Here is a 13,787-nt window from a genome sequence, read left to right on the forward strand (position 1 = left end):
CAAAAAAATAGAGGGTAAAAAGCGAGTCAAACTAAATTAACCCCTGACGCTGAAAGTAGAATAAATTTATCTTCTACTTAAACCCCATCATGCCTATCCAAGAACTCGAACAACAACTCCTTCAGCTTTCCCCCAACGATAAACTTTACATCATCCAACTCCTTGCCCAAAGCCTGACCACACACAACAACACCCACCCAGATCAACCAAGCAAACTCTCAGAGTTTTTCCGTCAATCCCCCCTGGCTGAACTCACCGAAGAACTTGACCTTAGTCGAGATCGCACCCTTCCCCGCGATGCCTTCACCCCATGACCTACCTCCTTGATACCTGCGTGATTTCCGAACTTGTTGCCAAACAACCACATCAACAAGTTTTAGATTGGCTAGATGCCCAAGTGGCAGAAACACTTTACCTTAGCGTCATTACAATTGGCGAAATAGCTAAAGGTATCAGCAAAATTACTGCATCTAAGCGCAAAGAATCTCTAACAACTTGGCTGAATGAAACCCTACCCAATCGCTTTCAACAAAGAATCTTAAGTATAGATGTCTCAACAATGGTGTTGTGGGGAAATTTAGTCGGGCAACTAGAACTTTGGGGGCGACCTCTACCTCTGATGGATTCTCTTATTGCAGCGATAGCAATTCATAACTCTTTATCACTTGTCACCCGTAACGAAAAAGATTTTGCTGGGACAGGGCTTGTAATGGTTAATCCTTGGTCTGTTTAGGTATCATCACTATACGGGGTCAAATGAGCAACCGCGCAGAAAGTTACGATCAGGACTGAATGACCTGCTGGTAACATTCTAGTTGGGAGAAATAAAACTATTTCACGCCCTCACCTGACTTTTCTGGACTTGCTGCAATAAATGCTCTACACTTTCTGCTGGTGCAAGGCACTTCAAACCTTGGCAAACTAACCCAACGCTTCCCTCTGGTAAATCAGCTGTGATGGCAAACACAGCCGCAGGTAAATACTTGGGGATCAAAGCGTTTATTTGCTCAGTTGTGCTGCGAATCAAGGTAGAATTACGATACCAATCCAAAGCTGTAAACAAGCTGGGACAAGCTTGGGGAGCGCGATGCATTACACTCCTAAAAGCTTTCAAACCAAGTTCAGCTAAATCCAAATAATCTAGATTATCGGTGAGTAGGGCCAGACGCACAAGGTTAGCGATCGCAATTCCATTAGCTGATGGTGTGGCATTATCAGCATAACTACGCTCTCTAACAATTAAATCTTGACTAGAATCGCTTGATGTGTTATAGTAACCACCTAATTTTACACTCCAGAGAAATTCGTTAAATTCATCTTGGATAGCGATCGCATTTTCTAACCATTGTTCATGCTCAGGGTTGGAAGCTTGTAAATCCAAGAGAGCTTTAACAAACAAAGCATAATCTTCAGACTGCGCTAAAACGGTTGGTTCTCCTTGATAGTTGAGTCTCTGGAAACGCCCATCGACAAACTGATTTTCCAAAATAAAATTCGCTGCTCGTGCTGCTAATTCCAGGTACAAAGGTTGTTGGAAAACCCCAGCAGCCCTAGCCAGCCCGGAAATCATCAAGCTATTCCAGGCGACAATCATTTTCGTATCTGTCACCGAGGGAATGCGACCTGGCCAGTTAGTAGTTTTTGCTTCCTGGTTGTTCCGAGCAGCAGGAAAAGTTTCTAGTGACTCAGAATTAACGCCATAACGAGCGGTAAACAGTTTACTCAGTGGCGTTTCCAGCGTTGCATTCAGTTGACCTGAATGGTGTCTTTGCAAAACATTACGTCCTTCAAAGTTGCCGTTAGGCGTCACCGTAAACTGTTGTTGTAATTGGGTTAATTCTTCAGGCGTTAACAGTTGTTGTAATTCGCTGTAACTCCAGACGTAAAAGGCTCCTTCTTCTGGTTCTACCGCCGTGGATTCAGTGAAGCTATCGGCATCTTGAGCAGCATAGAAGTAACCTTCAGGCGCAGTCATTTCTCGCTTCAGCCATTGTACAGTCCCAGCAACCGCCCTCTCAAAAGCTGGCTCTTGTACTCCTGCACTCCATAAAGAAGCCAGATACTCGACAATCTGTCCATTGTCGTAGAGCATCTTTTCAAAGTGGGGTACTGTCCAAGTCGGGTCAACAGTATAGCGATGAAAACCACCGGCTACATGGTCATAAATGCCGCCCAGCGCTAAGTCTAGTCCCCGTTGGGTACAAATTTGCTTGCCATCATAGCGAGATTCAAAATTAAATCGAGTTCCCCGCAGTGCTAATTCTGTGTAGGGAATCATCGGAAAACTATTGCCAGATTGACTAGGAGTAATTACGCCTGTACTGGTTTCCAAACCTTGGCGGAGTAATTCCTGGTCTTCAAGCTCAGTTGTTGTACCATCTTGCAACACCGCAGACGTAAGCAGAGACTCAATAATTAAGGCTTTACGTTGTTGTAAGTCCGCTTTTTCTGTATCGTAATAACGGCGAAGCGTTTGCAACACCTGCAAAAATCCCGGACGACCATAGCGCGGGTCTACAGGGAAATAAGTCCCAGCGTAAAACGGCACTAAATCTTCTGGGGAAAGAAAAATATTTAAAGGCCAACCCCCTTGACCGCTCATCATCTGCAAAGCTTGCATATAGATGCTATCGAGGTCAGGTCTTTCTTCCCTGTCTACTTTGATGGGAAGATAATTGGTATTCATGTAGTCAGCGATCGCAATATCAGAAAAAGCTTCGCCTTCCATGACAGTACACCAATGGCAACTAGAATAGCCAATGGAAAGAAAAATCGGTTTATTTTGCGCCCTTGCAGTTGCAAGTGCTTCATCACACCAAGGCCACCAATCAATTGGGTTTTCGGCGTGTTTGCGGAGATAGAGGCTCTTAGCTTCAGCAAGGCGATTAGTCATGATCAAATGCGAGTAGTTGCCTTCTTTGCTCAGTCTACCCTGTTCTCAGGAGTGTTAGCCTAGACAGCTATGTACATTAGGTTAAGAAACTCAATGAGTGAATTATCCCTTTGTTTTTAATCTCGCCTAAGTAAGTTGGTATAAAAAATGCAGTGAACGTAGGGGCGCAAGGCCTTGCGCCCCTACAAATCTACAAATAATTTGGGATAATTTATTTTTTGTCAGTCCCTAATAATTGGGTTTATTTACGCCTACTTACTTACACCACTGCAACTTATGAAACATTCTTATTGAAAAGATCGCAATAGCAAGCTAACAATATTTGGTGGCGTTTCTTGCATAGGTGCTGCTGTCTTTGTTTGCATTAAAGTATTTGGGCTAAGTCCTGCTATCAGATGGAGCAAGAAGGTGATGATGGCGGCTTGTATAAGTTTTTCCAGCATGGCACGTCTCTCTCTGAGTGGATAGCATTTCAACTACGACTGGTTATTCTAAATACACCTAGTACTCCCGATTTACCGAATCTAACAAAAATAACTTGATAAATGCCGAAGTAAATCCTAAAAAAATGTTTAAAATGTTACTGAGAGTTAACAGAATTCCCTAAGCAAGTCGGATTTCGGTTATCGGTCTAATCAATACATGACATCGCCAAGGTTGTGCAGCAAAGTCCGAGATATAAGATTGGCGACAATTGAAGTTTTTTGATTTATTCTTCCCTAAATCGGGATATTCTCTTAGACAGCTTTTGTCGCTAAAAAGTGCCCTTGGAGTATAAATCTATTGCAAAAGCATATTTTGCTCCTTTGTTGAATCAGACAGAATAGCCAAGATTTACTTATATCTACCTGGGAATAGTAGAGATCAGCCCCAGTTTCGTGCTGTCACCGATAAAATGTATTTAAAGTAGCCACAAACACGCTTCCATGATTCCTATCGTTATTGAACAATCGGGTCGAGGTGAACGCGCCTTTGACATCTACTCACGGCTGTTACGTGAGCGCATCATCTTTTTGGGACAACAAGTTGATAACAATATTGCCAACTTGATTGTTGCCCAACTGCTGTATTTGGATGCTGAAGACCCGGAGAAAGACATTTATATGTACATCAATTCTCCCGGTGGTTCGGTGACGGCTGGTATGGGCATTTTTGACACTATGAAACATATTCGCCCTGATGTCTGTACAATTTGTACCGGATTGGCGGCGAGTATGGGTGCTTTTCTCCTCAGCGCTGGTGCTAAGGGTAAGCGGATGAGTCTACCCCATTCTCGGATTATGATTCATCAACCTTTAGGTGGCGCTCAAGGACAGGCGACTGATATTGAAATTCAGGCGCGGGAAATTCTGTACCACAAGCGGCGGCTAAACGACTATTTAGCTGAACATACAGGTCAACCAATTGAGCGCATTGTTGAAGATACTGAACGTGACTTTTTCATGTCACCAGAGGAAGCCAGGGACTACGGTTTGATTGACCAAGTGATTGACCGTCACGCCGCCGGTAGTCGCCCAGCAGTTGCTGTTCTTAATTAATAGTCACGATTGGTAAATGCTGATTTACCACTTTTAATTTCCTTAAACCCTAAAAATAACCCCTCTTCATAACTGAAGAGGGGTTATTTGACTTAAAAAACTTGATTTAGAAGTTCAAAACTCGATTTAGAAGTTCAAAACTTGATTTAGAAGTTCAAAATTTGATTTAGAAGTTCAAAACTCGATTTAGAAGTTGGAAACTCGATTTAGAAGTTCAAAACTTGATTTAGAAGTTGGAAATCAAAATCCTGCTCTTGGGTCTGGCTGAGATTAGACCTCTTGCAAAAGTCCCTAACACCCCACCCCCAACCCCTCCCCGATGCTTTGGGGCTACGGTGTACACACAAGTCGAATTACCCCCCTTAATCCCCCCTTATAAAGGGGGGAGACCGGAGATATAGTTCCAGTTCCCTCCCCAATACATACGGGGAGGGTTAGGGTGGGGTAAAACCTTGGTTAATCAGCTATTTCAGACTTGTGTGTACACCGTAGCCGATGCTTTGGGGAGGGGAGCGTTTGCGTGAGCAAATGCGGGGTGGGGTTCTTTATTTTTGATTTATACAAGAGGTGTATTAATTTTGACAGTCACAACTTTATCTAATGGTTGAGATTCAAGGTATTGAAGGAAGTCTAATAATTCTACTTGTGTCAGTAAAGTACGCGATCGCTTCCCATAATTTTTTATGAGATGTTCCCGTCCCTGGTCTATTGTCCACCCTAGTCACTGCATTTCAACATCTGTTTGAGCAATTACTTCAGAAAAATTCACAGGTTCCATAGCTCCGTTACTGTTTCAAGAGCCTACGTTATTAGTCATTAGTCCTTACAAATGACTAATGACTAATGACAAATCAAAATCCCGCTATTGGGTCTGGCTGAGATTGCAGGTATTTGAGAAATCCGTGTAATTCTTCTTCAGTCAGCAAAGTCCGCCCGCGCTTACCGTAGGTTTCAATCAGATGCTCCCGTCCCTGTTCTGGTGTCCACCCTAAACGCTGAAGTTCGACATCTGTTTTAGCAATTACATCTGATAAATCCACTGGTTCAGCTTTTTTCTTTCTCTTTCCTGTCACTGACGGGGTAGCGACATTTTCTTGAGGGCTGTAACTCCGAGGTGTAAATGGTGTGACATTGTTGGCAGAAATTGCCGGAAAGGTTTGATTTTCTGGCTGGTTATCAAAATTTATTTCCAAGTTCTCAACTGGAGGATCAAATTCTAGCTCCCGGTTGGCAGTCACAGAAAAGTTTTGACCTAAATCTTGGCTATAGGTATCGCTTTTACTTGCGCTTTGTGTCTCGCTTGGTACGGGCGCAACATTGCTGTACCCGTACTGTTCGTTACTGCTTGTTACTACTTCTGGTTTGAGGTTCCGTTCTTTGGAAGGCGGTATAGATATTTCTTTATCGCTGACTGCTGACCACTGACTACTAACAAAATCCTCATTTTTTGCAGAGGAATAAGCAGCAGGCTCACTCAATCCACCTTTAGTATTCAAAGAAGGATTTAGCTGTGCCGGGGAAACTGGATTTGAGGTCAACGCCACTGATTCTGGTGGCGCGTTTGTAATACCCAAAAGTATCAGCGCCCTGGTTCTGGCTTGGTCTTCTGCTGCTTCTACTGTTTCTGCTGCTGCCATACCCGTAGCACGGGTTACGCCTTCAATTTGCACGCTTGCCCGAACAATATATTTTCCTTGAAAAATTTGCACTAATTCAGAAATCAAACTGCCTTTGGGATACAAGCTCTGGAATTGAGCCAACATAATACTGCTACCAATCTAAATATTTTTAATAACGGGGTTGATACTGCCTGTATGTTCAAGCGAGATCAACTGCCCTTACTTTAATTTACATCCACTCGATACCCAGGATGCCTGCCAAGATTGCATTTAATTCATTTTTAATTGCTTACTATGTGTCATCAGTTTTTTGGCAGGCGATGAGTAGGTATAATTCTCTGCTCTGAGCCGTCAAGGTGATATTCTTGCTTTGCCTGGTGTCCCAATTGTAGCAGTAGCTCTTTTTTGACGAAATTTTTGGTCAGTGCTAACTTATCTGGGTAGTCTTGCTTGCAATGCTATACTGATTACCCAACTCGATATTTAGAACTATTTTCTGGAAGTGCGCTCTAAATCTACAATAATGGAGATAAGGTTCGCCCTCACTGCTTATTAAGCTGCTTACCTAATTGTTACCGATTCTACATGTGGGAAAATTGGGTTCATCGGCAGTTCCTCCTAGTTAACAATCAGAGTCTAATGGCGTAAAATTACCTTCTCTCTAAACAATCAAACACCTGTAGTTTCCACGCCACTTGCTCCACTTGGGGAGACCCCAAGACCGCAGTGGCTCCCCTGCAAAGCGCTTTTGGGCAGTATGGATTCTCTAAACCCAACTTCTCAAAAACCCGTCGCGTAATTAACTAGCGGGGCTAAATGTTAATCAGGCGTGCAATCTTAAGTTTGGTTAGGTGAAGAGACTTGAACGCAGGCGAACTCTGAGAACATCGTGCAGTGAGAAGTTCGTAGACGCCCAGAGTTGTCTTCTGTGGGTAGGCTTCCTTTGCAAAGGAACTGTGGGGTAGTTTCCCGCTCTTGCTGGGTCTGGCTTCCTTTCCTGAGAACTTAGGAAGCCTTGCTTCAGGGCAATTAGTTTCCAGCTTGTTTCTGTAAGCCGTGAGGGTATACAGGAAAGAACCAGATTGAAGAAGAGTTCAGAATTCAGAATTCAGAATCAAGATAGTGGGGAATTCAGACCCGCCACTACAAAAGTTGAACACAAAACAAGAAAATTTTTGTGGGGGACTTAAACTCCTTGATTTAGACGTTTGCGGACTCGCTACTGCTGCGTTATCCGTTAGTAACACAGAATGAAATTCTGAATTCTGGCGACTGACGCCTGAATTCTGTTTTGTTAAACAAAAATGATGTTTTGACCAAAGGTCGGTTCACTGCATGGAATTTTCAATCGCTACACTCCTTGCCAATTTCACCGATGATAAATTGGTAGCTCGGAAGGTTTTAGAAAAGAAACTTGGCTGTGAAGATGAAAAAAGTTTACAAAAACTTCACATTGCCTTAGATGTTCTCGAAAAAATCGGTATTTTAGTGAAGGAACGGGGCAAGTATCGGCGTGTCTCAGAAGAGGGAATAATCGAGGCAAAACTCCGTTGTTCTAGTAAAGGCTTTTGCTTTGCTATTCAAGATGTGGAAGGCGCTGAGGATATTTACATCCGCGAAAGTCATCTGAGTAATGCTTGGAATGGCGATCGCGTTTTGGTAAGAGTTCTTAAAGAAGGCAGTCGCCGTCGCTCTCCTGAAGGAGAGGTGAAGCTAATTCTAGAACGTTCTAACCACACTTTACTGGCACGAATTAAGCAGGTGGAAGCTGGTTTCCGGGCTGTGCCTTTAGATGATCGATTGCTGTTTGAACTCAAGATCCAGCCTAACGGGGCAAAGTTGGAAGAAGCGATCGATCATCTGGTTCATGTGGAAGTTTTGCGTTACCCGTTGGCACAATATCCTCCCCTTGGTCGAGTGGTGCAAATCCTCGGTAGTGATGCCGAAGCTGCTGCTGATATAGATTTAGTTACGTGCAAACACGACCTTTCCCGGACTTTTCCAGATAATGTGCTAGATGCAGCCGCCAAGTTGCCCAAAAAACTGCTAAAAGCAGACCTGAAAAATCGGCTGGATTTACGTAATTTATTTACCTTCACCATTGAAGGGGTAAATGGCGATACTAAAGTTATAGAAAACGCTTTTAGTTTAGAAAAAAACTTAGCCGGAAATTGGCTTTTGGGCGTTCATATCACCGATGTTTCTCACTATGTCCAACCTGACGAAGCCCTAGATAGAGAAGCACTCAAACGGGGCAAATCAGTATATCTGGGAGAATTAGTGCTGCCAATCTTGCCCCCAACTGTGGCAGAACGCTGTTCTTTAGTACCTGGGAGCGATCGCTTAACCATCTCTTTTTTAATTACCATTGATCCCCAATCGGGAGAAGTGCTGGAATGGGAAATTCAACCCAGCGTCATCAATGTCGAGACTGCACTGACTACTGAACTTGCCCAAGGAATGCTCACAGGTGAAGCTGAAGATAAATCATCACAGGTTTCCCAAATCCTGCAAGACCTCCAAGCTTTGCAAACAGCTGTGAAACAGGTACGCTTGACTCGTGGTAGCCTCCAGTTGAATCTGCCACCTAGCCAAAACGCCTATTATGATGAGGGGATTCTCGGCGCTGTGGTGGTGAATGATTTACCAGTGCGATCGCTACTTACGGAGTTGGTACTGTTAGTTAATCAACTGTTCGCAACTCACTTAAATGCTCTTGGTGTTCCCGCTATCTGGCGAGTTCAAGGTACTCCTGATGTTGAAGATGTCCAGGAAATGCTGAAATTGGCAGTCAATTTAGGCGTTGACCTCACATTAGATCCAGAAGTTGATATCCAACCCTTAGATTACCAACATTTGACTACAGCTTTTGCTGAATCTCCCTCTGAGCAAGTTCTTACTTACTTATTACAAGATACACTTAAGCCGTCTGCATACAGTACCACCAAAGGATCTCACTTTGGTCTGGCACTACCGCAATATGTCCACTTTAGTGCTCCCTTGCGGCGTTTCCCAGATTTGCTCATGCAGAGAGTGTATTACGCCCTACTCGAAAACGGACGCGATCGCCGCAATACCCGTGTCAGAGAGCGCGTTAACCTACGCCACTCCTCTAGCCACGAGGAAATTAACTGGAACGTTTTACCCCCAGAATTGCAACAAGAATTGCAAAGCGATTTGACTAGGGTAATTGTCCAAATTAACGACCGCGAAAAAGAAGTCCAAGAAGCTGAAGCCGATTTAGCCGGACTGCAAAAAGCCCAACTGATGAAGCAACGCATCGGTCAGGTATTTCAAGGCGTGATTACCGGGGTTCAATCCTACGGTTTCTTTGTGGAAATTGAAGTGCCCGCGGCTGAGGTGGAGTCTAACAGTAATCCTGGTGTGCCTTTGCGGGTAGAGGGATTAGTACACGTCAGTTCTCTCAAAGATGATTGGTATGAATATCGCGCCAGACAACAGGCACTGTTTGGTCGCAAAAATCGCGCTTCTTATAGACTAGGCGATCGCGTCGCCGTCCAAGTTAAAAGTGTCGATTACTACCGTCAGCAAATTGATTTGGTAACAGTCGGCAGCGATGGCGTTGCCAAAGGTTTAACTAATGATTCCCATGAGGAACTTTCAGACCTCTACTTACCAAATGATCTGGAGCCTGATGACCTAGACCCTTACTCGGAGGATGAGTAAAATCCACTAAAGCTTACGTGTCAAATAACACTAAACCTTTAATTTTAGGCGTATCGGGCGCATCTGGTCTGATTTACGCTGTTCGCGCGATCAAATTTTTGCTAGAAGCGGAGTATAGCATTGAATTAGTTGCCTCTAAATCAACTTACATGGTTTGGCAGTCAGAACAGGAAATTCGGATGCCATCAGAACCAACCGGGCAAGAACAATTCTGGCGAGAGCAAGCTGGTGTTGCACTTTCGGGTAAACTACGCTGTCATCCTTGGAGTGATGTCGGAGCCGGAATTGCCAGCGGTTCCTTTGCCACTCTGGGGATGATGATCATTCCATGCAGCATGAGTACAGTTGCAAAGCTAGCAGTTGGCTTGAGTTCCGATTTACTAGAACGGGCAGCGGATGTCCAACTCAAAGAAGGGCGAAAGCTCGTCATTGTCCCGCGTGAAACCCCTTTTAGCCTCATCCACCTACGTAACTTAACCTCTTTAGCAGAAGTTGGAGTGAGAATTGTCCCCGCTATTCCTGCCTGGTATCACAATCCCCAAACCATCGAGGATTTAGTTGATTTTGTAGTTGCCCGTGCTTTAGATCAACTAGATATTGACTGTATTCCAATTCAGCGGTGGCAAGGTCGTCGCTAACGCCCTGAGTGGATTTATTGTAAATTTCACAATAGTCCTAAAAAGGTAATGATAGAGATGGCTGATAGTGTCAGTAGTCAGTGAACAGTAATTAGCGAACAATAATCAGACTGATAACTGACAACTGACAACTGACCACTGATAACTGACAACTGACAAAATTGCTATGGCTGTAATTCGCTTAATTCTATTGGTGGCAGTACTGGGAGGACTAACGCTGTTATTAGTCCAAAATTTCTCACCTGCCCTATCGCTAGTATTTTTGGGCGTGCGAACTCAACCATTACCACTAGCGATATGGATTTTGTTCAGTACTGCCACTGGTGCTTTCACATCGATATTGATTGCTACCTTGTTTAACTTATCCAATTATTTTGTGGGAGGACAACGCCAAACTTCTAACAGAGCAACCGCCAATTCAACTCGTGCGAAGGCAACCCAGAGAGAAGAACCGACATCTCGTCCTGCGAGTCCTCCACCACCAGCTAGTAAAAGAGAAGAGTCTAGCAGTGAGGTATTTGATGATTGGGAGACAAATAGCAGTAGAGATGATGATTGGAACTTTGATGAACAGTCAGAGTCAGCACCTACTTCTAATTCTCAAGCTCAACAGCCTAGAGATTCAACAACTTACGAACGTCAATCAGCAGCCAAAAGCAGTTCTCAGTCTGGTTCAGTTTACTCCTACAGCTACCGCGAACCAAAAAATACGGCTGCGGGAAAAACTGAATCAATTTACGATGCTGATTACCGGGTAATTATCCCCCCTTATCAGCCACCGACTACCAATCAAGCCGATGATAATGATTGGGAATTTTTTGAGGATGATGATGATTTTGAGGATGATGGTAAACGCCCCCGTAAGTGAGATGTAGCTGGCTACGTCTCTACTTGATGCCACATCGCTCTCTAGACTCTTGCTTGACCTTACCAGTCATGGCAGCTTCCTGCAAAGTCATGAAAGCATTAAAATCTTCCAATTCATACCGAGTAGTCAACAGTTGTCGTAGTTGATTTTCAGCTTCCACTGTCAAATAGCCAGTTACTAAAACTTTTTGTACAACATCACGAATTCGAGTCATAGTTGACGCCTCATTCATCCTATATTTATTCATTCAGGCTTATCGGGGTAAAATATGCAGTAGTCTTTGTGTCGAAACTTCAATTTCTTTGCAAGCTTTTTTTGGGCGATCGCGGTAAATCAGTCATTATTTACACCTTTATTAGAAACATTTAATTGAGCGGGCCTTGTTATAACTGAACTTTTAGAATAACGACCCTGTGCTGTTAGAAACACAGTATTGTATATACTTAAAATTAACCATCAGAGTAAAAAACCTGATTATTTAGATAGACAGATATTGCTTGGATAAAGTTTCAAACAAGCTACTTTAATTTTTTGGTTAAGCATAGCAATTACTATGCAGCAATTACCTAGTTACTTCAGGAAAATTACTACATTCCTAAGAAATTCATCGTTTATTACTTATGGTAATTTACCAGAATAATCCTTAATCTATTGCCTAAGTTACTTTAAATACATTAATAACGGTAATTCTGGCATTTAATTCCTCTTAAATAGAAGATGAATTTGCAGATTTTAAAAATAATTGGAAGTTAGGAAAGTTATAAGTAAATTTGATAAATGCAACGGGAAAAGCCTTGAATCCGTTGAAAAGAAATTTCTCAGAGGTTTATTTTGTAGTCGTCTTCCTGCGGAAAAAAGTCCTAGTAGTAATCTTGTTAGAGTATATCTTTCTAATGGATTATATAAATACATAGAATAAATGCTGAGTAAGCAAACCAGATTACTCAATGAAGGTTAAAAACTGGAGCCGCCCAAGCAAGATGCGTTAGCGTATCCCTGCTCTTAAGCAAGCTACACGTAGCATTCTCCAGGAAAGCTTACTGTACTCCTTCCCTACAGGATGCTGCACGAACGTGGAAGCAAGCTACGCGTAGCGTCTTGCTCCAGAAGATATCGCTTTTTTACATTTCAGTAAAACAATAAAAGCTTTCAGATAAATTCAAGTTGATATCTCATTTCTTCAGGCTCAAGAACTTCCCAGATTAAAATTAAACTCCTCAATATTTCCCCAATTGAGCGCCGATTTTGAGCGTAGTAAGTAATTCCTGAGTACATAATCAAGCCACCTTGATGAAGTATCACAAAGTCATCATCATGGGTGAAAATTACCCGATTCTGAAACATTGCAAAATAAAGCTGTTCTCCATCTAATGCAGCTATCAGTCCTGTTTCTGATGTAGTCGTCACATCAATCCCACGACGACGTAAGCCTTCTGCTATAGCATTACTGACATTCTCATCTAGGTGGAATCGAATTTTTTGTGTCATTTCGATTCTTTAGTTTCTCTTGCAAAATCGAAGGAGTTTGAGCCTGTACTTCTCTAACAAAGGCTTCTCCTTCTGCAATTTCTTGCCTGATCTCATCTTGATGATCGTGGTAATAAGCTAGAGCAGCATAGACATCAGCTAAAGTGATACTGGGATAATGATAAACGATTTCGTCAGGGGAAAGCCCCATCCGTTCGTGCCAAATAACAATATCTTGCACTCTAATTCGGTGTCCAGCAATGCGCGGTTTACTCCCATCTGGAGTAATTTCAATGTGTTCTGAAATTACTGGTATCTTAGACATTTTATCCAACAAACACTCCTATAAGAACAAATTATATTTTAATTATCGCCTGATTAGCGATCGCCAATCAAATAATTTTATCCAGTTGCGCGATAGGTGCAAAACTCCGTATTTTTAAATCCTAGATTGAGTTGTTGAGTTTATAATTTAAAACTGTAACTCAGCACTCAAAACTTATAATTGGAGCAAAGCAACTGGTGAGCAGCTTATTACAAGGAGTCAACTTATACTTAATTGGTATAATGGGCGTTGGTAAGACGACAGTAGGGCGCTTACTAGCAAAGGAACTGGGTTATGGGTTTGTAGATACCGATGATGTCATTGCCCAAGCAACAGGTAAATCTATCAATCAGTTATTTGCCCAAGAAGGTGAAGCCAGGTTTCGCCAGTTAGAAAGCGACGTACTTTCACAAGTTTGTGCTTTTACAAAGTTGACTATAGCAACTGGCGGAGGCATTGTATTGCGGCGAGAAAATTGGGGTTACTTGCACCACGGTTTGATAGTGTGGCTAGATACGCCAGTGGAGATAATTTACAGCCGTTTAGCTGAGGATACCACAAGACCACTGCTGCAAGATGCCGATCCTAAAGGTAAGTTGCGATCGCTCCTCGAACAACGAACACCACTTTATTCTCAAGCCGATTTGCACATCACCGAGCGAGAGGGAGATACGCCTGAAGACGTTGCCAAGCGAGTACTTGAGGGAATTCCTAGCATCCTGAAAAAACCTGTTTCTCATTAATGGGGAATA

At 42.9% G+C, this 13,787-nt stretch carries 13 protein-coding genes; 7 read left to right on the forward strand and 6 right to left on the reverse strand.

Annotated elements, in window-relative coordinates:
* Positions 1–89: 89 nt before the first annotated feature.
* Both V7L12_RS25740 and V7L12_RS25745 read left to right on the forward strand, forming a co-directional pair.
* Complete coding sequence (locus V7L12_RS25740; protein WP_099099269.1) at positions 90–314, forward strand: hypothetical protein; 225 nt, start codon at positions 90–92, stop codon at positions 312–314.
* A complete protein-coding gene (locus tag V7L12_RS25745; protein ID WP_335088686.1) occupies positions 311–733 on the forward strand; it encodes a type II toxin-antitoxin system VapC family toxin in 423 nt (140 codons plus the stop codon). The genes V7L12_RS25740 and V7L12_RS25745 overlap by 4 nt, the downstream gene beginning before the upstream one ends.
* A 102-nt stretch (positions 734–835) precedes the next feature.
* Here the strand turns inward: V7L12_RS25745 and V7L12_RS25750 are convergent, their stop codons facing one another.
* Positions 836–2,893, reverse strand: a complete 2,058-nt coding sequence (locus V7L12_RS25750) for a thioredoxin domain-containing protein (protein ID WP_335088688.1) — start codon at positions 2,891–2,893, stop codon at positions 836–838.
* Positions 2,894–3,180: 287 nt separating this feature from the next.
* Complete coding sequence (locus V7L12_RS25755) at positions 3,181–3,336, reverse strand: hypothetical protein (protein ID WP_292873559.1); 156 nt, start codon at positions 3,334–3,336, stop codon at positions 3,181–3,183.
* 483 nt (positions 3,337–3,819) lie between these two features.
* On the opposite strand from V7L12_RS25755, the gene clpP reads away from it, so the two are divergent.
* Entirely contained in the window at positions 3,820–4,431 is a 612-nt protein-coding gene (clpP, locus tag V7L12_RS25760) for an ATP-dependent Clp endopeptidase proteolytic subunit ClpP (protein WP_335088689.1), read from the forward strand.
* 851 nt (positions 4,432–5,282) lie between these two features.
* Here the strand turns inward: clpP and V7L12_RS25770 are convergent.
* A complete protein-coding gene (locus V7L12_RS25770) occupies positions 5,283–6,194 on the reverse strand; it encodes a hypothetical protein (protein ID WP_335088691.1) in 912 nt (303 codons plus the stop codon).
* A gap of 1,191 nt (positions 6,195–7,385) precedes the next feature.
* On the opposite strand from V7L12_RS25770, the gene V7L12_RS25775 reads away from it, so the two are divergent.
* The 3 genes from V7L12_RS25775 (at position 7,386) to V7L12_RS25785 (ending at position 11,243) form a co-directional block, all read left to right on the forward strand.
* The gene (locus V7L12_RS25775; protein WP_335088693.1) at positions 7,386–9,737 is read left to right on the forward strand and encodes a ribonuclease R family protein; all 2,352 of its coding nucleotides are present in this window, start codon (positions 7,386–7,388) and stop codon (positions 9,735–9,737) included.
* Between the two features lie 17 nt (positions 9,738–9,754).
* Entirely contained in the window at positions 9,755–10,375 is a 621-nt protein-coding gene (locus tag V7L12_RS25780) for a flavin prenyltransferase UbiX (protein WP_322677657.1), read from the forward strand.
* Between the two features lie 166 nt (positions 10,376–10,541).
* Positions 10,542–11,243, forward strand: a complete 702-nt coding sequence (locus V7L12_RS25785; RefSeq protein ID WP_335088696.1) for a LapA family protein — start codon at positions 10,542–10,544, stop codon at positions 11,241–11,243.
* Positions 11,244–11,262: 19 nt separating this feature from the next.
* On the opposite strand, the gene V7L12_RS25790 is transcribed toward V7L12_RS25785, so the two are convergent.
* The 3 genes from V7L12_RS25790 to V7L12_RS25800 form a co-directional block, all read right to left on the reverse strand.
* Positions 11,263–11,457 carry a hypothetical protein gene (locus V7L12_RS25790; RefSeq protein ID WP_334815173.1) on the reverse strand — a complete coding sequence of 65 codons (195 nt, stop codon included), beginning with the start codon at positions 11,455–11,457 and terminating at the stop codon, positions 11,263–11,265.
* 935 nt (positions 11,458–12,392) lie between these two features.
* A complete protein-coding gene (locus V7L12_RS25795; protein WP_335088698.1) occupies positions 12,393–12,731 on the reverse strand; it encodes a DUF5615 family PIN-like protein in 339 nt (112 codons plus the stop codon).
* A complete protein-coding gene (locus tag V7L12_RS25800; RefSeq protein WP_335088700.1) occupies positions 12,700–13,035 on the reverse strand; it encodes a DUF433 domain-containing protein in 336 nt (111 codons plus the stop codon). The genes V7L12_RS25795 and V7L12_RS25800 overlap by 32 nt, the downstream gene beginning before the upstream one ends.
* A 197-nt stretch (positions 13,036–13,232) precedes the next feature.
* Between V7L12_RS25800 and V7L12_RS25805 the strand changes: the two genes are divergently transcribed.
* Positions 13,233–13,778, forward strand: a complete 546-nt coding sequence (locus tag V7L12_RS25805; protein WP_335088702.1) for a shikimate kinase — start codon at positions 13,233–13,235, stop codon at positions 13,776–13,778.
* Positions 13,779–13,787: the final 9 nt, after the last annotated feature.

The organism is Nostoc sp., from assembly GCF_036918245.1.
In the GTDB taxonomy this organism is placed as follows: Bacteria; Cyanobacteriota; Cyanobacteriia; order Cyanobacteriales; family Nostocaceae; genus Nostoc.

Bases quoted from the DNA above. Each gene is read 5' to 3' on its own strand.
- V7L12_RS25800 (WP_335088700.1), bottom strand. From the start codon at position 13,035: ATGTCTAAGATACCAGTAATTTCAGAACACATTGAAATTACTCCAGAT.
- V7L12_RS25790 (WP_334815173.1), bottom strand. From the start codon at position 11,457: ATGACTCGAATTCGTGATGTTGTACAAAAAGTTTTAGTAACTGGCTAT.
- V7L12_RS25755 (WP_292873559.1), bottom strand. From the start codon at position 3,336: ATGCTGGAAAAACTTATACAAGCCGCCATCATCACCTTCTTGCTCCAT.
- V7L12_RS25785 (WP_335088696.1), top strand. From the start codon at position 10,542: ATGGCTGTAATTCGCTTAATTCTATTGGTGGCAGTACTGGGAGGACTA.
- V7L12_RS25770 (WP_335088691.1), bottom strand. From the start codon at position 6,194: ATGTTGGCTCAATTCCAGAGCTTGTATCCCAAAGGCAGTTTGATTTCT.
- V7L12_RS25795 (WP_335088698.1), bottom strand. From the start codon at position 12,731: ATGACACAAAAAATTCGATTCCACCTAGATGAGAATGTCAGTAATGCT.
- clpP (WP_335088689.1), top strand. From the start codon at position 3,820: ATGATTCCTATCGTTATTGAACAATCGGGTCGAGGTGAACGCGCCTTT.
- V7L12_RS25745 (WP_335088686.1), top strand. From the start codon at position 311: ATGACCTACCTCCTTGATACCTGCGTGATTTCCGAACTTGTTGCCAAA.
- V7L12_RS25750 (WP_335088688.1), bottom strand. From the start codon at position 2,893: ATGACTAATCGCCTTGCTGAAGCTAAGAGCCTCTATCTCCGCAAACAC.
- V7L12_RS25740 (WP_099099269.1), top strand. From the start codon at position 90: ATGCCTATCCAAGAACTCGAACAACAACTCCTTCAGCTTTCCCCCAAC.
- V7L12_RS25775 (WP_335088693.1), top strand. From the start codon at position 7,386: ATGGAATTTTCAATCGCTACACTCCTTGCCAATTTCACCGATGATAAA.